Genomic DNA, 18,830 nt, shown 5'->3' with positions numbered 1-18,830 from the left:
TATCAAGGAGTGATTGATAGAGATATGGCGCAGGTAGAGTCTTTCGATCGGCCCGAGGGACGGTTCGGCATGGCTCACAACCTGTCAAAGAAATCGTTGGAGCTATGCATTGTTAAGTATGGCCGAGGCGATGAGATCTCTTCCATAACGCCGACGGTGTGGCAGTGGGTGAAGGCCCAGGAGATACACGCGAGGGTGATGGCGGCAGCCTCTCCAGAGCATCGCAAGATCAAGAAGATGTATGAAAAGGTCACGCTTGATACGGTTTACAACGCGCTGACCATGATGGCTTTTGCCAAAGCTCTAAATTTCAAGCCCGAAGAATTGAAGAGGGTTATCCACGCTATCGGGCATGCAGGCGAAGACGCATTGATTGATGAGGCGGCCCGTGCACTAGGTGAGGTAGGCCGGCCTGTTGCTGGAGCCTGCCTTTATCCGAAGGTTTACGACCCTCTTTTGGATGTATGGCGCTGTGATCCTCCTGAGAGGCCTGCGAAGCTGCTAGCCTTCGCAAAAATCTGGAAGAAGAAGATCAAGCCAATTTACTGGTCCGACAGTTTGAATGAGGCGGAGGACGCCTATTTTGGCTACTGGAGCTTCGACGTGGCGCTCGCGGCTATTGTTCTGGATATCCCAGACGAGGCATTACGTGAAAACCCCTATTACCCCAAAGATCTAGTAGACGCTGCCCGGTCAAAGTAGCTTTTTCAAGTAAAGTGCTATGGGCGAAAAATCCACTCAGGAGCAAGGCTGACAAAGCTTTAGGATCTCAGGAGTAAATTCACATGAGAGATACTGAGAAAGACACCGAGTATTTCGATAGAAGGATAGCATTTCGTGGAAAAATGGTTGACGAAAATCTGCCAGCGGCTGAAACGTTTCCCCGTATTGAAGGTCGGTCCGGCAATGCGTCCAGCCTGTGCATGTATACATTTCAGACTTGCGTTCTTCGTTATGGTAGGGACGATGCAATAGAGGAAATCAGCTCAAGTGTATGGAGGTGGGTTGAAGCAAAAGAAATTGAAAATAGGATCATTTCTCAAATCCCTCCAGAGCGGAATAACGAGAAAGTGATGCATGAGCGGATCACCCTGGATACTGTGTACGATGCACTAACAATGATGGCTTTCGCCAAAGCTCTGCATTTCAGTTCAGCGGAAATGTTTCGTCTTTTCGGTGCAATTGGCCACCCAGGTGAAGATGCATTGATTGACGAAGCAGCGCGTGCCTTGGGTGATACAAAAAGACCTGTGGCTGACGCCTGCAAGTTTCCGAAGGTATATGACCCGCTGCTGGAAGTATGGCGTTGCGATCCCTCGGAGCGCCCGGCCAAGCTGCTCGCCTTCTGCAAAGTGTGGAAGAAAAAGATCAAGCCGATCTACTGGTCCGACAGTTTGAACGGTGCGGATGGTGCTTACTTCGGCTACTGGTGCTTCGACGTGGCGCTCGCGGCCATTGCCCTGGACATCCCGGACCAGGCATTGCGCGACAACCCCTACTACCCCAAGGACCTCGTTGACGCCGCCCGGGCGAAATAGTCCTTGGTCAACGGATGAAAGTGAATCCATGCCTTCGCGATTCAATCCTCTGCCTGACATGCTGCTGCGCAACCTTGGGCGATACAGCCGCCAGGAGCCGCTGCAGAAGGCGTTGATGTCGTTGCAGCCGCCAGTCAGGGATCTTCGTCGGGGCCGTGATGCCGACCCGTACCACGTCAGCGTGGAGTGCCTGGGGCTGGACCTCATGCTGCAGTGCATCGACCCCACACTGCCTGACCATGAGCAATTGTGGGGTCTGCATGCCCTGACCTTTCATACCCCCTTGTCCCGGCCGGCCGCGCCGTGGAAAGGTGATTGGTTCAAAGGACTCAATGTGGCGACAGCCACCTCGCGCGATGTCGTGGCTCTGCTGGCGGAGGATGGCGATGAAGCGTTGCTCGCATTGCCGGAGATGGCCTGCTTTCTCGTGCCTGGGTTCGACGGTCAGACCTGGGCAGTGCAGTGCGCGTTCGGCGGCCCGGGCAAGACACTGCAGACCATGAGCCTGGTGCGCACTGGGGACTGGGTGGGGGCATCCTGGCTTCCCGAGTTCAAGCCGACCGAGGTCAGCATCGCAGCCTGATTGCATCCGGACCGCAATGCATACACCTCCAAGCGCCACTTCCACCTTTGCAGGATTGCCAGGTTTCTCGGGACCAGAGAGACCCGAAAAGATCTACGGACTGACCCCAAGGTATGAAAGCGGAAGGTTGCTGAGGTGGTCGGTGGCGATCGGCCGTCGCGGCGAGCGTTTCCACCAGGAGTTCCGCGTTGCCACCTATGGCGACGCGGACAAAACCAAGGCCGCGGCGATCTCGTACCGCGACGAGGTTTTGAAGAAGATTCCGGCGATGAGCCGGAGCGAGTTCGGAACGATCGTCCGCAGCAACAACACGTCCGGTGTGCCAGGCGTGTTCCGGCGCGAGGAGAATGGTTTTGCACGTTGGTGCGCGATGGTATCTCTGCCGGATGGCAAGACGCGCAGGCGAACCTTCGGGGTAGTCAAGTACGGTGAGGAAAATGCCCGCCAAAAGGCCGTGGAAGCGCGGCTTGAACTGCTCAAGCTGCTCGACGGCTGGTTCGTGCACCATCCAGATGCCATGCCGCCTGGGCCGGCGCCAACCGCTGTTGTCGAACCCACCATGCCCAAGCGTGAGAAGACGCCGACGGGTAAAACCTGGCGTCAGCCCTCGCCAGAGAAGCGGGTGTACCGCACTCAGATCAAGTGGAGCCTGCGCAGTGGCGCGCAGGTCTGCCGCGACTACTGGGTGGCGGAGTGTACGCTGGCAACCGGGGGCACCCGACGCAAGCAGTTCTCCGTGACCGAATATGGCGAAGACGACGCCAGGCGCCGTGCGTTTGAGCAGCGCGGCGCTTGGCTGGCGCAGCCTCCAGAGCCAGCGCGCAGACGCGCTCAGCGGCCGCGCGCTGGTGCTGATTCAGCTAAACCGCAGCCTGGGATCTGACGCTTGGGCCGCATCCACCAAAAGCATCCATGGAGCCGACCGCCTGGGCACGGGCAATGAATCGGGCCAGCGCTTCGGACGGCGCCTTGTCGGGGCTCAATAGATAGGTGGTGAGCATGGGGGCTGGGGCCGCCAACGGACGCATCACTACGCCAGCGCGGCTGGGCGCGATGTAGGACGCACCTGCCAGCCCCAGCGCCAATCCCGCAGAGACCAAGGCGATCATCAGATCGAACGAGGCGACGCGTTCCGCTACCAGCGGCTCCAGACCCGTTCGCTGAAGGATGCGCTCCACCTGCATTGCCTGGCCCTCGTATGCCTTGGGGTCGCACAGCACGAGTGGGTAGCGGATCACCTCTTCGAGCGCCAGATACTTCTGCGCCAAGAGCGGGTGCCGCGATGGCACAGCCACGGCCAGCTCCTCGGCCCAGACGGCCTCGGCCCGGAGGCCGTCGCCAACGTCGGCAGACTGCGCGAACCCGATGTCGTACAAATCGTCTCGAAGTCCGCCGATCTGCTCGGACAGCGTGACCTCGTACACCTTGATGTCGGTCTCCGGCTCCTCCTCACGGCACCGGGCCAGTAGCGTGGGGAGCCCGGAAGCCGTGATACCGTCCGAGAGCGCGATGCGCAGCTGGCCATTGAACCCGCTGGCCGCGGCCTTGGCACCATCGCAGGCCTGATGGAGCGCGGCGAAGATCCGAGGCACGCGCTCCTTGAAGAGCATGCCGGCACGCGTCAATCGCGTGCTGCGGGTAGTCCGCACGAACAATGGTGTTCCCAGGTCCGCCTCCAGTTCCTTGATGGTGCGGGAGAGCGGTGATTGCTCAATGTGCAGGCGCTCAGCCGCACGTGAAAAATGAAGTTCTTCGGCTACCACTTGGAAGCACCGAAGATGGCGTAGTTCCATATTGTTTTTCCTTGTTGAACTCCAATCCATCGGGTCTTGTCTCCTGCTTATTCCCTCATCGGCTACCTCATTGCATATGGCCTCCCGCTGTTGACGATCTATCGTTCATGTATCCCTATCGCGCGAATGTGCGGCGCATCGAGTTTTGATAGCGCTATCCCGCAGGCGCTTGGCTTCCGTTCAACTTAGCTATCTGGTCAGTCGCTAGACGCGCCAGCTAGTCCATTGATCGCTACCGATATGAAAATTTCAGGCGCAAACGTTTTCGCCAGCATGGTGTTCGCCATCCGATGCGTTTCGAGGCGACCGCAGTGCAGCGTCCACGCCGCTATCTGGAAGGCCCTTCGGGAAAACGGGGCCAGCGCCTGCAGGCTTCAGGGCCGAAAGACAGGGAGCACCTACTGCAGAGCATGCCCCTGAGACGGGGGCCGATCGTAGAGGGAAGGTGGGCGCGTCGCTTCCCTACCGAGGGATGGAATTTGTTTCTGCGCATCTCACTTTATAGGGTCGATAAAAGGCGCCGCAGCTTGCCCGATCGCTGTTGATGGCCTGCCCGTCACCACGCACGCGAAGCCGCCAGATTGATACCCGTTGACACCACTTCTAGCTGCAAGAAAAATAAACTTCCCCACTCCAGCGCCATGGCTCATGACAAGGACGAGCACACGACTGGCCACTTGGCTCTTCGTCACTACATGCACTACTTCACTGGCGGGTATCGCCCAAGCACAAGCTGACTTGCCCCCTGATCTCATGCAGCCGGTGTACAGGAGCTATGCGAGGGACAACGGAGTCGATGAAGCAGAGGCTGCTCGCCGTCTGGAGCTCAGGCAGGTGCTTGTGCGGCCCGAGATCGAGGCTTTCAAGGCGCGCTACGCGGATCGCCTCGACACCTCGTATTGGGACGACAGCCGGGATGGATTCAAGCTCGTTCTGCGCCTCAAACAGGGACCGCTACCCGCCACGCGGGAGTTGCGCACTGCGCATGGAGCCATCCCAGTGGAATTCACGCGGGTCTCCGGCAAGACATTGGATGAGATCAGCGCCACCCTGGCTGCGAACCATTCCCGCCTGCACGAACTGGTACCCGGCCTGCAGGGAACGGGCGTAGACGAAGTGCATGCGGCGATCACCCTTTACGTGCTGGCTTCCGCCGAAGAACATGCAGCGTACGAAGCGCAGCAATCCTCCTTGAGCGCGCAACTCGGCGTACCCGTCACGTTCAAGTTCCTGCCCAGGCCAATGGAGTCCGAACCGCCTGGACCCGCGCAGAAACCGAACGCATAACCGCGTCGATGGGCAGTAGAGGCGCAGCGCTTCAGACTCCAGCTCTTCACCCAATCGATGGCCCGCGCTGCCGCCCGACATCCCACGTAACGGCTCCACCTCTCACCGTCGCGGAGAGCTGCCTCCCCAATCGCGGCTCGATGACCGGCTTCCATGGCACCAGGCTGAACCCCATGCCATCGTCCAGCATTGCGTAGCGACCACTTGCGAGCATGATGGAGCGCCGATAGGTGCCCGCCACGCGCTGCCCGTCGGCTAACGGGCGGTGCTCCAGGCCCGTTTGCGCAGCGATGTCTTTCGCGGCCTGGGCAAGTTCGCGGCTGCGCAGTGTCCCCAGCAGATTGGGCGCCAGAAGGATGCGCTGCCCGCGTCGCTCCGCCAGCCCCTGTTCGACCAGGAAATCGGCGCGCTGTTGCATCGCCCGCTTGGCTTCGTCACCGAAGCCGAGATCACCCAGCCCACGGCCTCCGCCGATCAGTTGCTGGTCGAGCCAGGTGGCCCCGATGGCTCGGGCCTGGCGCTCAATGGGCAGGTGCGATTTCAGCTCCACGGCGACGCCACCCAGCCTCTGCGCGTCGTGCTGGCGGCCACGCTCGGCCAGATCGCCCGGCACCTGCCATAGCCCTGCCGCCACGCGCTCCACGATACCGGCCCGGCGCAGCGCTTCCAGCCGGCGCACATGCGCTGTGACGACCTCTCGCGGATCGCGGCCCGGCGCGGCGCGGCCCTGCTCGATCGCGAGGTGATGGTCTACGCGGTACAGGCCATCCGTGGCCAACGCGGCGATGTTGCGGTCGGCCGTGCGCACCTCCGTGGTACCGCGCACTTCCACCACTGCGCCCACCGGGTAGTCCGCCAGTTCATCGCGCCGGCTCAACGTGACGTAGTGCGCCTTGCCGTCGGCGCCATCGACCACCAAATAGCCGCGGTCGTGCAGCTCGTCCGCGAGCCCCTTCGCGGCAACACGGCCGAGGATGGTGCGCCCATCCCCATCCCCACCCGGCTCGAATATCGCCAGTTCGCGCGAAGCACCAGACATGGCCCGCTGCATGGTGCGGATGATGTCGCCCCGTTCGCCCAGGGTCCGCAAGGTCTTCTCCGCGTCGGCATGGATGGTCCACGTCCCGGGCTGCACCTCGTCGGCCAACCCCAGCCGCTGCAGTCGCTGCAGCCGGCCGATCAGCAACAGGCGTTGGCGTTGCAAATCCGGCCGGTTGAAGCGTTCGATCTGCACCTGGCCACCCTCCCCCGACTCGCGCTGCAGCGTGCGGTCCAGGCTGGTCCATCGCTCCTGTTCTACCTCGCGCCCCAAGGTCTGCTGGATCTCCAGTTCGGTGCGCGGCCCTAGCCATTCCGTCGCCAGCTCGGCGGCCCGGTGGCGGAAGCCATGCGCGATGTAGTCGCCGGCGATGACGAGGTCCTTGCCGGTGTCGTCCTTGCCCCGCACGAGGATGTGCGTGTGGGGGTTGTCGGTGTTCCAGTGGTCAACCGCGACCCAATCGAGTCCTGTGCCCAGGTCGGCCTCCATGCGGCCCATGAGGTGCCGGGTATAGGTTTTCAGGTCCTCCAGTTCCGATGCGTCCTCCGCCGAGAGGATGAATCGGAAATGGTGCCGGTCGTCAGCGCAGCGCTCCTTGAAGGCGTCCAGGTCCGCGGTGTCTGTCTGTGGCCCGTAGGCCTGCCCGGGCTCACCATCGCGGCCCACCCCTTCACGCTCGATGTAGCGCAGGTGCTTGGCGAGCGACTGGGGGCTGGCCTGGCGCTGGTTGACCAGCAAGGTCTTGATGGTCACTCGCCGCGACATGGGCGTCAGGTTCGCACCCGCGAAGCGGGCCGCCGTATGACCGCGCCCGAGGCGCGAGCCGGGCCGCTGGCCGGTGCGCGCGCCTCGGCCGCCAGTCGTGGGACGACGCATCGCAGGCTTGCCGCCGCTGGCCTTGCCAGCCTGTTTCAGCACCTTGGAGATGAAGCGTTGGCTCTGCCCCTTGCCACGGTTTTTCGGGGCGCTGAGGCGCACCCGGAAGTCGTCGTCGCGGTCGCGGGTCATGCCCGCGCTCCCGGCGAGCTACAGCGCGCCAGGGCGCGCGAGGCACGCGGACATGCCAGGAGCGGCCCAGCTCCAGCACCCCACGCGGCACGGCGGCGCAGCCGCCGCGTGCCGCGCCAACCCCACGTGCAGACTGGCTTTCGACGCGGCCCGGTGCCGCGCCCTTTTGTCTTGCCTTCCCCCTTTGCCTTCTGCTGCGGCTTCAGGCACCGGCGGCCCGGCGGCGCTGTGTTGCGTGCGGCCAGCCGGCCGGCGAGCGCGACGAAGGACGCGCTGGGGACCGCAGGTCGCGCGCGTTCGGGGCAAGCACGCTGCAAGGCGGACGGCTGCGCCGGATGTTGCGCAGAGCGCGGCGCGGATGCGCGCGCGCTGCACGCGCGACGACGCGGCGGCGACCAACGCGACGACATACCCGATGGCACGGTGGGATGCACGGCACCGTGCAGCGAATCGGCGGTTCTCACGGGCGTGTCTCCAACCAGACCGGGCGCGCAACGCCGACCACGGCGGATGCGCTGACCGGGCCGAAGTAGCGACTGTCGAAGGACGCCGGATTGGTCACGCTCAGCAGGAACAGTTCATCCCGTTCGAGTGGACGGCACTCCGGCCAGGACAACAGCGGCCTGCCCATGCGGTCGGCCTGCAAGGTACTCGCCACCGCCACGCCATCGACCAAGACATGTCCGCCGACGATGCAGACATGCTGCGGCGCCACGGCACCGACCCGCTTGAGCAGCGGGATGTGCGCCGGCAGGTAGCCGCGCTGCGACGCGAGCGCGGCGACGCCAGCCGGCAGGCGGACTAGCACGGTGCTCCCCACCCGCATCCGCTCCGGCGACCGGGATGCAGCCGACGCCACCGGATCGACGCGGTACCAGCCAACCGGCACGCTGTCGGACGGGTTGTAGATGAGCCGCGGATCGGGATGCGCGAACGAGGCCCAGGCGAGCGCAGCGAGCCCTGCGGCCGACAGAGCCGCGAGCATGGCGCGGGGGCGCCGTCGCGAGCGCGGTGCGGCTGGCAACGGCGCATGGCGTGCGGCACCAGCCTCGGATGCCTTTTTTGGGGAATCGGATGCGTTCATGGTCGTGTCTCCGTGGACTCGGGGAATTCGCGCTCCAGCAGGCCACGCAACAGCTCCGCCACGGTCACGCCCTGCGTGAACGCGGACACCTTGATGCGCGCCCGCATCGCTGGAGTGATGTCGAGCGTCAGCCGTGCGGTGTAGATGTCGCCCTTGGCGAGCGCATCGGCGTCGCCCTGGCGGATCCATGCCTCGGCATGGGGATTCGCGGGCGGGCGCGCTCCGATGCCGACGCGCTTGGCGCGAGGTGTGGGCTTCGCGGTCATGTGGTCCACCGCAACAGTTCGTCCACCAGTGCGGCGACTTCGCGCGCAGCGGCACTGCCCGGCGCCGTCTCGCGGACGAGCCGGCCGGCGGCCGCGCTGTCGGCGAAGACGATGCGCTGGCGCACCTCGGCGCGCAGCGCGGGCAACGGTTGCTCCGCGAGCGCGCTACGTGCCTCCCGCCCGATCACGGTGGTGCTCACGCGCCGGTTCACGGCGAAGGCCGCGCGCAGCGCAGGCCGGAATACCTGCGCCTCGCGGATCAACGCCACCATCTCGGCGCTGGCCCACAGGTCATACGGACTGGGCTGCACGGGGATCAAGGCGCGGTCGGCCGCCAGCAGTGCCGAACGCGCCAGCGCGGCGATGCGCGGCGGCCCGTCGATCACGATGTGGTCGGCGCGACGCGCCAGCTCCGGCGTTTCCTGGTGCAGCGTTTCGCGCGCCAGGCCCACCGCGCTGAACAGCCGCGGCAGCCCCTGCTGGGCGCGGCGCTGCGTCCAGTCCAGCGCCGATCCCTGCGGGTCGGCGTCCAGGAGGATGACGTGCCCGCCGCGCATCGCCAGCTCGCCGGCGATGTGGGTGGCGAGCGTGGTTTTGCCGACGCCGCCTTTCTGGTTGAGCAACGCGAAGATCATGGCGCGGCCCTCCCCATTGCGGAGGCGAGCGCGTGCCGGCTGGCGGTTATCCACCGAATCGCGGCGCTTCTACCACCAATGTTAGAAACAAGGTTAGGTACGTTACGGGGAGTCGAAAGCCGCACCAGCCGTGGCTTTCCGGCGGATTTTGTTGCCTGATAGCACGAGGATTCGTTGCCCGATAGCACGATGCCCGTGTTGCCTGATAGCACGAGGCCGTCCACAGGAATTACCGCGGTTATCCCCGTGCCGTCGGCAGCACGGGCCGGAACGACAGCAAGGGGGACTGCGCGCCATCGGCAGGCAGGATGCACAGGCGATACCCCGGCAACGCCTGCCGGGCGACCAACGCGCGCAGGTCTGCCGCGAAGTCGTAGTAGCGCGCCACACTGCCCGATTTGCGATACAGGTGCTGGAAGTCGAACTGCCAGCCCCCGGGCTGCCGCCCGCCGTGCTTGCGCACCAGGCGGTACAGCCAGCGCTCGATGCCGCCGGTCAGCCTGAAGTACCCCGGGTCGATGGTCAGCACCAGCGCCGAATCCATCACCCCGGAGAAGAACCAGTCCGGCAGGATCAGTTCGATGCCCAGCGGCGCGCCGCGGGCGTCGGCCAACTCCTTCCATTCGTTGATCCACGAGAAGCGGTGCAGCCGGCGCCCCGTCGTCTCGCGGATGGACGTGGCCACCGTGGTGGACTGCAGCCGGTCCAGCGCCGCCTTGAGCCGTTGGTAGTCGCGCAGCGACGTGCCGCGGCCGATGAAGCGCAGGATCTCGTAAGGGGTGGCCTGCATCAGGCGCGACGGCCGCAGGCCGGCATCGCGCGCCTGCACGATCTGCGAGGCCGCCCAGATTAGGACGTCCGCATCCCAGATCGTGGCGATGCCGTGCTCGTGCGTGCCCTCCACGCGGATCTTCACGTTCCCGGCCTGGAAGTCGATCGGCGCCGTGCGCCGCGACTTCGCGAGCGAGAAAAATGGATAGGCCATCAGGTCCTGGCTGTCGCGCGGCGCCATGTCGCCAGGCAAGGCACGGAACAGGTCCAGCTGTTCCCGCTCCGGCGATTCCGGCGCGCACGGCGCGGCAGCCCGCCGTGCGGCGGCCGTCACCGCGCACGGCTGTCCGCCGAGTGGTGCTCGGCGTACTCGGGATCGGACGTGGCCTCGAAGCTGCGGGCGTCCGCCCAGGCATCGAGGTCGGTCGCCGCGTACATCACGCGCCGGCCGAACTTGCGGAACTTCGGGCCGCCGCCGATCACGCGCAGCTTTTCGAGCGTGCGTGGGGACAACCGCAGGTGCGCTGCGGCTTCGTCGTTGGTGAGGTAGCGCGGTGGGTTCGTGGCGGCGGCGGTAGCAGCCTGCGGCGCAGCGCCGGGGGCGGCCGGGGGCCGCACGGGAGTGGGTCGCATCATGGTGTTCTCCATCGATTCACAGCCCCGACCGCGAAAGCAGGTCGGGTTTGGGCAGTCTCTGGAGGACGGCACCGCAGCGCATGTCCGTTTCGATCCGAATCGCGCCGCTCCGCGTCTGGAACGCGATTGAGACGCACGCCGTCTGCGGCGAGACCGAGGATCGCGGCAATGCGCGTGCGAGCGCCTTGGCCGCGTCAGACGCACGCATGCGTGCTTTCGTGCATCGTCACGGAAGCGGCTTCGTGCATGCGTGCGCAAGCACGCATGCGCTTGTACGGATGGCATCGAACGACCGATTGCACAGATGCGGATTTACGGATTTGTGCTTCAATGGTGATGCGCTTCTCTGCTTCTCTGCTTCTCTTCTTCTCCGCTTTTGCGCTCTTGCGCTTCTGCGCTTCTGCGCGGTTCTGTGGCTCTACGCCTTGCCCCGGCCTTGTGACCGGGGCAATCCGGCCCCGCCGATGGGCGGGGCTCGGTGGCGGCCTTCAGGACGCCTGGGGCTTGCTGCGCGACCAGAACAGCTCGTGCTTGCCCTCCTCGCCTTCGATCAGGCGGGCGTAGATCGGCGCCGGGAACGAAGGGTCATCCAGGGTCACGGACAGGTAGTGCCGGCCGGCTTCGCTGGTCTTCTTCCACGCGGCGCCAACATCGCTTCCGGAGACCTGCAGCAGGTAGTCGGGGGCTTTCTCGTTGTCGGCCTTGTCGTTGTGGACCAGCCGGGCCTTCGCGTTGAGCGTGAGGGTGCGCAGCGTGCCGGTGTAGCCGTCGTTCTGGGTGGTGAAGGTGCCGATGTTTGCCATGGTGATTTCTCCTTTCGGGGTGACCCAAGGTCGCGCCAGTGCGTCCTTGTTGTGATCCGCCCGGCGGGGGATGGGCTGACCGCACCGCGCGGCGGTCGCAACGCAGTGGAGAACCTGGAAGCGAAAAGAATTTGCTGCGCGAGGAAGGCGCGCAGCGCCGGGGAAATTGTTTTCGCTGGAAGGTTGCGGGCATGAAGCCAAGGCGCAGCCGCGCCCTCGCCAGGATTCACGACAAACAAGGACGTACTGGTGCCGGCCCTCCCCGAAAGGTGGCATGGCCAACTCGGCGCCTCCAAACGACGGCTGCACCGGCATGCCTCCCCTCCGGCATCGACATGTCCGCCCCAATGGCAAGGCCGGCAACGAGCATGCGTCCCGCCGCGCACAGCGGCGCAGCGCATGGCGGCTACAGGAAGAAGACCGGCGAAGCCGGCTGGCAGCGGGACGCGCGTACGGGAACCGTTCTTCATCGCTTCCTGGTATGGAACCGCCGCCGTCGAAGGCGGCAATCACGAGCTGTTCTGGTTACGCAGCAAGCCTTCGCGTGGCATCCGCCTTGCACGCCGTCACACGGCGGCGCATGGCATGGCAGTCGCGCATCGCGCGGCTGGCGTTGCCAGACGCCATGCATTGAAAGCAAGCGCAGCGCCGCGGGCGCGGAGGTACTTGCATTGAAGCCGAGGCCTGACGCCACCGGCGGCACGGCCTCGGCCAGAAAATTCGCAGCCTCACAGGCTGCTCGAAAGCTGCATTCAACACCGGGCGCGGCAGTAGCCGCGCCCGGATTTTTTCTCCGCGCCCAGGCCGGAACGGGCTGGGCGCGGTACCGATCGCGGCTATTCCTTCGTTTCGATGATCCACCACTGTGCGCGCGGCAGGACGCGGCCGGTGATGGGGTGGATATCGGTGAGGTCCGCCCGGGCCGACCAGCCCGAGGGCGGGCGGTAACCGCGCACGTCGCCAGCGCCACGCCAACGGCGTGCGCGCACGGTGCCCGGTGCGTAGATCGCCGCCATGCGCGGGCGGCGGTCGATGTTGCGAGACATGGGGTTGCTCCTTCAACGAAACGCCCCGGCCGGGGCCGGGGCGCTGGTCCGATTGCGGATCAAGCGGCCATCGCTCGGGTAGCCACCTCGTTCTCGCCGTCCCCGGTGTCTTCGGGAACGTCTTGTGCCGGATTCTCTGGCTGCATTTCCTCCTGGTTCTGCGACAGGTCTTCGGAACGGAAGATCGGCGGCATCCAGCCCGTGCCCTCGGCCAGCCGCTCGGCCTCGCTGGCAATGTCAGCCTTTTTCAGCTTCGCCAGCCTGGTGACGTGTTCCGGTGCGAACTCCGCAAGGGCATGCAGGATCGCAGCCTTGGGAATGTGCCGGAAGTAACCTTCCGCAGTGGGCCGCCACCATGCAGCCATGTCCAGGCCCACCGCCCGCGCCAGCACTTCGCCCGGCTGACGCGGCACGGCGCGCAGCGTCACCACGTCCACGGTGGCCCCCACACATACCGCCAGCAGCTTGACCAGTTCGTCCTGCGGCATCGCCAGCAACACCGCGAACAGTTCGGCGCTATCTTCGGGCAGCTTCGCGGCCCAGCCGCACTTGAGGTCGCGCAGCGCCTCGGCCGCCGGCGACTCGGGCAAGTCGGAGGCCACGCGCTCCAGCCGGTCTTGCGCGGTGGCGGACACGCCCACCAGAAGATCGCGGCGGAAGTGACCGTCCTGCAAGATGGACTGCACCATGCCATGCACCAGGGCGGCCAGGGCCACATGCGGATGCCGGGCCACCTCGATTTGCAATGCCGCCGTGCGGTGCGCACTCAGGCGTTGCGCCAGCCGGTCGGACACGGGGGCGACTCGCGGAGCGCCCTCGCCTTCCTCCCCATCGTCGTCGTTGCTGGCATCGCCATCGGCAAAGCCTTGCCGCAGCCGCTCCAGCGTCAGCAGTGCCTTGGCCTCGGCTTCGCGCATCAGCCCGCGATGGACGACCGCCTCCCCATTGCGGTCGATGGTGACGACGGCACCCGCCACGGCCAGCACGTTCGGGGCGTAGCACAGCAAGCCGTCCTCCAGCACGTGCAGTTGGCGGCGCAGATGTTCGCTTTCCCCCTGCAAGGATTCCGCCGCTTCTTCATCGTCGGTATCCATCGCGGCCTCGATGGCCTCGTCGATTTCCAACATCCTGTCTTGCAGCTTCTCGATGCGCTGGGCTTCGCGCTTGGTCGGGGTGCGGTGCTCTCGCGGCGCGCGCTGAAAGGCGTGCAGGTCCGCATAGGTCGTGGCCGGCACGGCTTCCACCCAGGCCCAGCCCTCGGCTTTCACTTCGGCAGCGAGCCCAGCCAGCTTCTCATGGGCCAGCCGATCCAGCAGCGCGGCATCGCTCAGGTACACCCCCGTATCGGCCTCGGCGAACAGGTCGCGGCGCACACCGCCGCCCGCAGCCTCGTAGGCAGCCAGCCCCACGAAGCGCGCCAGCGGATTCCGATAGGCATCAATCTCGCGTTCGGTAAGGCGCTCGCGCAGCATGGCGGGCTGGCGCTGCCACGTAGGCGCATCGTAGAAGGCGGCTTCCTGTGCGGCATGGTCATCGGTGATGGCAAGGGCCATCAACTGGTCCAGGCTCACGGCATCCGCGCGGTAGTCGGCCATCAGGCGCGGCGAGACGTTCGCCAACTTCAGCCGGCGCTGGACCACCAGCGGGGTGACCGAGAAGTCGGCCGCAATGTCTTCGATGGGCCGGCCCTCGGCCACCAGCGCCGCGAAGGCCTCGAACTGGTCGGCGGGGTGCATAGCCTCGCGCTGTACGTTCTCCGTGAGGCTCGCCGTGCGCGCCGTGCCGTCGGCCACCAGCAGGCAAGGCACCTCCCACTCCTTACTGATGCGGCGCTTCTTCGCCAGCAGCTTCAACGCGGCAAACCTGCGGCCACCGGCCTCCACTTCGTAATGCTCCCCATCGGCGGATGCAGTCACGATCAGGTTTTGCAGCAGTCCTACCCGCAGGATGCTGGCCGCCAGCTCGGGGATGGACACGCGCGGGGTCTTGCGCACGTTGCGGCCCTTCGGGCGCAGCACCAGCCGCGACAGCGGAACGAGAATCAGGTTCTTGGTCGGGTCGGCGGCTTCCAGCGGCACGGTGACGGCATCGACGGCGCGGATTTCGTTGTGGGTAATGGCATTCATGGCGTATCTCCAATCCAGAAAGAAACAGGGGATGGAGGGGACCGTTCCCCTCCATGTACGGGGGGAAACAGGTCAGGCTTTCAGTTGGCGCAGACCATCGGCCAGCAGCCAGAGCGCGCCATTCAAGCGCACGTCGGAGTCGATGCCCTGCACGGGCCGGGTCTGCTGACGGCGTCCGTTGGCGCTGCGCCCGGACAGCCCGCCCTTGATGATGTTTTCCTGCACGCGGTTGAACGTGGTCCACAGATCGGGCCGGCGGTCATCGAATCGGCGCGGCATCAGCACCTGCGATTCCGTCACGGGCGCGGGCTTGTTCGGGTCGTCGTACTTCAGGGTCAGTGCGGCGCGGGCGAACACCTCGGCCTCGCCCTCGTCCAGCGTGACGCTGCGCATCAGGTCGCGGGATTCCTTCACCCGCTCGAAGCCGCTCAGCACCTCGAAGGCGCCTTCGATGACGGACCCGGCTACGTCGCCCTTGTGCGCTACGCGCACGTCCGCCACCGTGTCCCCGCACACCAACCCGTTGCAGCACACGAACCGGAACATGCCGGCCAGCATCTGGTAGCTGCTGGTTCCGTCATGCGAGTTCAGCAGGATGATTTCGTTGGCTTCCGCGCCGTTGATCTGGCTGGCGTGCCGCAGGCGGATCATGTGCTTGGTGTGCTCGCGCTTGCCCTCGTCGCGCACGCGGGTCTGCGTCACCGCGAAGGGTTGGAAGCCTTCCTTGCGCAGCTCGGTCAGCACGGCGGCGGTGGGGATGTAGCTGTACCGGCGGGATCGGCTCTCATGCGGGGCCTCGGCGAAGATGGACGGGGCCACCCTGCGGATCTGGTCATCGGACAGCGGGGAGTCGCTGCGCAGCGATGGTGAGCGGGAAGCGAAACGGGATGCGAGTTGCATGGTCTTTCTCCTGACGAAAAGGCTGTTGAAGAAAACCGCACACCGGATTCCTAGATTCGGAGCCCAGCCTTCCGGCTGTTCTGTGCGGTTGGCGCGAGAAACCCGGTTGGCCCTGTTGCCACCGTCTTTCCTGAGTTCATCGCCCGCGACGGCCAGGAGCGCGCGGACGGAAGCCGTCAAGGAGAAAAGCGCAGGGGTGGTGCGGCCCGCAGGCGCAGCCGAGGACACGGCCCTGCGCGCCTTGACGGCGCACGGACGCGGGCTACAGTCGCGGACAAGGTGATGAAGTCAGGGAGGACGGCTGGACACGGCGGTGACCACCCCGCTGCGCCGAACCGCACGGCAAGCGAAGCGCGCAGGCCCGAAGCTGGAAGCCGGGCCGGAGGCGTCAGCCGAGCGGAGCGAGGGAACGATGGAAGCCCGCCAGGGGCGAGACCCGCGCAGCGGGGCTCGATGCGCAGCACGACAGCGCGACCGGCCATCTCCCAGAGGGCCGGGGACGCCCTGCCCCGACCAGGTCATAAATCGGATGCATTCCAGCCATGCACGTTGCGCGGGGTCGATGAGCTCGACTCTCTTGCAGCGGAAGCGATGATCGCGGCGCCAGCAAAACTTGGCACATCGTCCCGGAAGCAGGATGGACCAAGCCCACTCGGCGGCAGGCTATCTAGACTTCAACGCACTCCCATCCGATCCAGAACCATGTCCTTTCCAGAAAGCTCGCTCAAGGACCTCTCCGCACTCATCGAGCGCATGACGCGCCCGGATGGCAGATCGCGCCATCTTCCGATGGGTAGCCAGCACAAGAAGTGGATTGAGCCCACGCTCATCATCATGATCGTCGTCAACACGGCGCTGCTCGCCATCGCCCTCCAAATCGAGCGGCGCTATCCAGGGTTGCTGCCAGCGAGGATCTCGCCGAACTGGGCACTGGTGACCCTCGTCCCGTCCATGGCCTACTTCCTGCTGTTCTTCTACGACGCCGGGAAGATGCTCCTGGAGCAAAGACGCAACCCTTGGGGCACGATCTACAAGCAGTTCCAGGCCGACATGGTGTTCGACGCGGCCTACATCGAGCAATTGAGGGCGTTCTCGAAGGAAATGCTGAAGTACGCCTTGGTCCAGTACCGCCACCGTTGGAGCCGCGTCGATGGCAGGGTCATGCTGCTGTCGGGCGACGTCAAGAAACTGGGCCTGTTCCCCGGCCTTCTGGCAATCCTCGTGGCGACCCCAAAGCTATGGGAGGGTCCCTGGAGCACCTGGATCTGGCCAGCAGTCGCGATGACGGGCGGGTTCTATCTCATGGCCTTCCTCGTGATCGCTTCAGGTGAGCGACGCGCCCAGGTCTTCGACCTGCTCGAATACGCCATCGCCCAACCCGAACCAGCCGCCCCAGGCAACACCTCCCTGCCGGACCCAGTCCAACCCTCCCTGGGTCTGACGCCGAGGCACCTCAGCTCCGACGCTCCCAACCAGCCAACGGCGCCAGCCCCAGGAAAATCCCGACACGGCACCGGGCAACTTCCCGATACCGCCGCACGCGATCCCGTGGAAATCTGACCATGCCGGACGCGGGCGCCATTGGCAGCTCCTCCCGCGAGCGCCTGAGCAGCGCCACGCCGGCAATAACACAGCGCCAACCTGGGCGGCATGCGCCGCGCAAGCTAGGTGCTCCGGCGAGGACTCGTCCCAGCAAGCATCTCCCGCAGAAACTCCACGGACGCCGCAGCCACCGCCCCCGCGAGTTGCGTCTTGTGCGGTGAACCGATGGCATGGGCACCTGCCGCGAAGGCCTGCGCCCGCTTCTGCTCCGCACGGCTGCCCAACGCATCGAACATGGCCAGCATCGCCGGGACGGACGCCACAGGATCCTCGCGCCCATCGGGGCCGCGGTAGTACCCCAGGAACACAGGACACTTCACTTTCGGCCACGGCGGCTCGGCGGCGCATCGGCGGAATGTCTCGCGCAGCGCCTTGAACCCGTCGGGGTGGATGGCATCGGACCAATAAGCGCGGACGACTGGCGACCGCTCCTGATCGCCCGTCCACGCCTCGCTCATCGCACACATCCGGTCCAGCAGCGCCGGGGCCGCCGGCTGCACACCAGGCGACCAGGCAACGACGGCAGCGATGTCGGCAGGCCGCGCGGCGGCCAGCCGCAAGCCCAGCGTGGCACCGAGCGAGCATCCCACGATCGCAACGGCCTTCCCCATCGCGCAGGCATGGTCCAGCGCGGCCCACGCCGAGGCCTCCAGCGCATCGGCAGTCAGCCCGCGCATCGCTTCCGGCACATCCTCGCCATGGCCGGGCCACAACGGCATGTACAGATTGGCCCCGAGCGCCTGGGCCATCTGCTCCGGCAGGTCCCCCGCCTCGCCGGGGCTTGCCGAAAATCCATGGAGATAGAGGATGGCGAGCGGTGCGCGCTCGCCGCGCACACCCTGCCATCGTTCCTGCGCCTCATTCCCAGGCTTCAACATGGCTCCATTGTCCTAGCTTCGCCTGGGCGTGTCGCCAGCCCCGCACCTGAGCGGAGGCCCACGCCCTCGGCGACGCAAACGGGTGCGGCGACAGCCGCACCCAAAAGAAAAGGGGCCGAAGCCCCGAAGTTCACCTCCAGCCTCGCATCGCCATCGAGACCGCGCGCGACCCCGCGAGGATGAAGTGGTCGAGGGTTCTCACGTCTACCAGGCCCAGGGCGCTGCGCAGGCGCTCGGTGATCTGCCTGTCCATTTCGCTCGGCGTCGGGTTCCCGCTGGGATGGTTATGCGCCAAGATCACCGCGGCCGCATTCAAGCGCAGTGCCTCCTTCACCACCTCGCGCGGATGTACCTCCGAAGTATTGATGGTCCCCCGAAACATCTCCACGTACTCGATCAGCCGATGCTGGTTGTCAAGGAACAGGACGGCGAACACCTCGCACTCCAGGCCAGCCAGCTTCGCGCAGAGGTATTTCTTCACCAAAACCGGCGAGGTGAACTCCGCGCCCCGCTGCAACTTCAGGTCAGCCACGCGCCGCGCAGCCGCAAGGATCTGGTCAACGGACGCAGGACGGTAGCGCCCCCGCCCGTCGCGCACGTGCAGCGACGCATCGACATCGAGAATGGACAGGTTCGACATGGCCATGATCAGCTCCGGTTGCTCGGGCGGAATTGCCCGGCACCGTCGCCATCACGGCGCAGCGCAAGCCGTCAGGGGTCACAGACGGCCGCAGGCCGCCAGCGTGCCCACAGGCACGCGCAGCCCTTGACGGCGAGAACGCCGTGGTACGGTGAAGGGATCGGCAACTCCGCACCCTCCCCCAAACGAAGCCAG

At 65.5% G+C, this 18,830-nt stretch carries 19 protein-coding genes; 6 read left to right on the top strand and 13 right to left on the bottom strand.

Annotation, left to right across the window (positions count from 1 at the left end; translation table 11 throughout):
- Window positions 1-69 precede the first annotated feature (69 nt).
- From SLW56_RS08405 to SLW56_RS08390, 4 genes are all read left to right on the top strand, one after another.
- Window positions 70-702 carry a PoNe immunity protein domain-containing protein gene (locus SLW56_RS08405; protein WP_320694658.1) on the top strand — a complete coding sequence of 211 codons (633 nt, stop codon included), beginning with the start codon at window positions 70-72 and terminating at the stop codon, window positions 700-702.
- 83 nt (window positions 703-785) lie between these two features.
- Entirely contained in the window at window positions 786-1,538 is a 753-nt protein-coding gene (locus tag SLW56_RS08400) for a PoNe immunity protein domain-containing protein (RefSeq protein WP_320694657.1), read from the top strand.
- Between the two features lie 28 nt (window positions 1,539-1,566).
- Window positions 1,567-2,121: a hypothetical protein gene (locus SLW56_RS08395; protein WP_320694656.1), complete on the top strand. Its 555-nt coding sequence runs from the start codon at window positions 1,567-1,569 to the stop codon at window positions 2,119-2,121.
- 142 nt (window positions 2,122-2,263) lie between these two features.
- Window positions 2,264-3,004 carry an AP2/ERF family transcription factor gene (locus SLW56_RS08390; protein WP_320694655.1) on the top strand — a complete coding sequence of 247 codons (741 nt, stop codon included), beginning with the start codon at window positions 2,264-2,266 and terminating at the stop codon, window positions 3,002-3,004.
- Here SLW56_RS08390 and SLW56_RS08385 read toward each other — a convergent pair.
- The gene (locus SLW56_RS08385; RefSeq protein ID WP_320694654.1) at window positions 2,982-3,914 is read right to left on the bottom strand and encodes a LysR substrate-binding domain-containing protein; all 933 of its coding nucleotides are present in this window, start codon (window positions 3,912-3,914) and stop codon (window positions 2,982-2,984) included. The genes SLW56_RS08390 and SLW56_RS08385 overlap by 23 nt on opposite strands.
- Window positions 3,915-4,652: 738 nt before the next feature.
- Between SLW56_RS08385 and SLW56_RS08380 the strand changes: the two genes are divergently transcribed.
- The gene (locus tag SLW56_RS08380; RefSeq protein ID WP_320694653.1) at window positions 4,653-5,201 is read left to right on the top strand and encodes a hypothetical protein; all 549 of its coding nucleotides are present in this window, start codon (window positions 4,653-4,655) and stop codon (window positions 5,199-5,201) included.
- 46 nt (window positions 5,202-5,247) lie between these two features.
- Here the strand turns inward: SLW56_RS08380 and SLW56_RS08375 are convergent, their stop codons facing one another.
- The 10 genes from SLW56_RS08375 to SLW56_RS08330 form a co-directional block, all read right to left on the bottom strand.
- On the bottom strand, window positions 5,248-7,248 hold the full coding sequence (locus tag SLW56_RS08375; RefSeq protein ID WP_320694652.1) for a relaxase/mobilization nuclease and DUF3363 domain-containing protein: 2,001 nt from the start codon (window positions 7,246-7,248) through the stop codon (window positions 5,248-5,250).
- Window positions 7,249-7,708: 460 nt separating this feature from the next.
- Complete coding sequence (locus tag SLW56_RS08370) at window positions 7,709-8,233, bottom strand: S26 family signal peptidase (RefSeq protein ID WP_345785063.1); 525 nt, start codon at window positions 8,231-8,233, stop codon at window positions 7,709-7,711.
- Window positions 8,234-8,328: 95 nt separating this feature from the next.
- The gene (locus tag SLW56_RS08365; RefSeq protein ID WP_320694650.1) at window positions 8,329-8,598 is read right to left on the bottom strand and encodes a chromosome partitioning protein ParB; all 270 of its coding nucleotides are present in this window, start codon (window positions 8,596-8,598) and stop codon (window positions 8,329-8,331) included.
- On the bottom strand, window positions 8,595-9,233 hold the full coding sequence (parA, locus tag SLW56_RS08360) for a ParA family partition ATPase (protein ID WP_320694649.1): 639 nt from the start codon (window positions 9,231-9,233) through the stop codon (window positions 8,595-8,597). The genes SLW56_RS08365 and parA overlap by 4 nt, the downstream gene beginning before the upstream one ends.
- Before the next feature lie 238 nt (window positions 9,234-9,471).
- Entirely contained in the window at window positions 9,472-10,245 is a 774-nt protein-coding gene (locus SLW56_RS08355) for a replication initiator protein A (RefSeq protein ID WP_320694724.1), read from the bottom strand.
- Window positions 10,246-10,334: 89 nt separating this feature from the next.
- Complete coding sequence (locus SLW56_RS08350; RefSeq protein WP_320694723.1) at window positions 10,335-10,637, bottom strand: helix-turn-helix domain-containing protein; 303 nt, start codon at window positions 10,635-10,637, stop codon at window positions 10,335-10,337.
- Window positions 10,638-11,128: 491 nt separating this feature from the next.
- Window positions 11,129-11,443 (bottom strand): DUF736 domain-containing protein, encoded by a 315-nt coding sequence (locus SLW56_RS08345; protein ID WP_320694648.1) that lies wholly within the window; start codon window positions 11,441-11,443, stop codon window positions 11,129-11,131.
- Window positions 11,444-12,279: 836 nt separating this feature from the next.
- The gene (locus SLW56_RS08340) at window positions 12,280-12,489 is read right to left on the bottom strand and encodes a hypothetical protein (protein WP_320694647.1); all 210 of its coding nucleotides are present in this window, start codon (window positions 12,487-12,489) and stop codon (window positions 12,280-12,282) included.
- A gap of 59 nt (window positions 12,490-12,548) precedes the next feature.
- Complete coding sequence (locus SLW56_RS08335; RefSeq protein ID WP_320694646.1) at window positions 12,549-14,615, bottom strand: ParB N-terminal domain-containing protein; 2,067 nt, start codon at window positions 14,613-14,615, stop codon at window positions 12,549-12,551.
- Between the two features lie 72 nt (window positions 14,616-14,687).
- A complete protein-coding gene (locus SLW56_RS08330; RefSeq protein ID WP_320694645.1) occupies window positions 14,688-15,515 on the bottom strand; it encodes a DUF932 domain-containing protein in 828 nt (275 codons plus the stop codon).
- A 702-nt stretch (window positions 15,516-16,217) separates the two neighbouring features.
- On the opposite strand from SLW56_RS08330, the gene SLW56_RS08325 reads away from it, so the two are divergent.
- Window positions 16,218-17,075, top strand: coding sequence for a hypothetical protein (locus SLW56_RS08325; RefSeq protein ID WP_320694644.1), 858 nt, complete (start codon window positions 16,218-16,220; stop codon window positions 17,073-17,075).
- Between the two features lie 104 nt (window positions 17,076-17,179).
- Here the strand turns inward: SLW56_RS08325 and SLW56_RS08320 are convergent, their stop codons facing one another.
- Complete coding sequence (locus tag SLW56_RS08320; protein WP_320694643.1) at window positions 17,180-17,995, bottom strand: alpha/beta fold hydrolase; 816 nt, start codon at window positions 17,993-17,995, stop codon at window positions 17,180-17,182.
- 130 nt (window positions 17,996-18,125) lie between these two features.
- Window positions 18,126-18,635, bottom strand: a complete 510-nt coding sequence (gene radC, locus SLW56_RS08315) for a DNA repair protein RadC (protein ID WP_320694722.1) — start codon at window positions 18,633-18,635, stop codon at window positions 18,126-18,128.
- Between the last annotated feature and the right edge of the window lie 195 nt (window positions 18,636-18,830).

Origin of the sequence: Xanthomonas sp. LF07-6 (genome assembly GCF_034105445.1) — a bacterium.
GTDB classification, from domain to species: domain Bacteria; phylum Pseudomonadota; class Gammaproteobacteria; order Xanthomonadales; family Xanthomonadaceae; genus Xanthomonas_A; species Xanthomonas_A sontii.
This window is presented reverse-complemented; position numbering and strand designations above follow the sequence as displayed.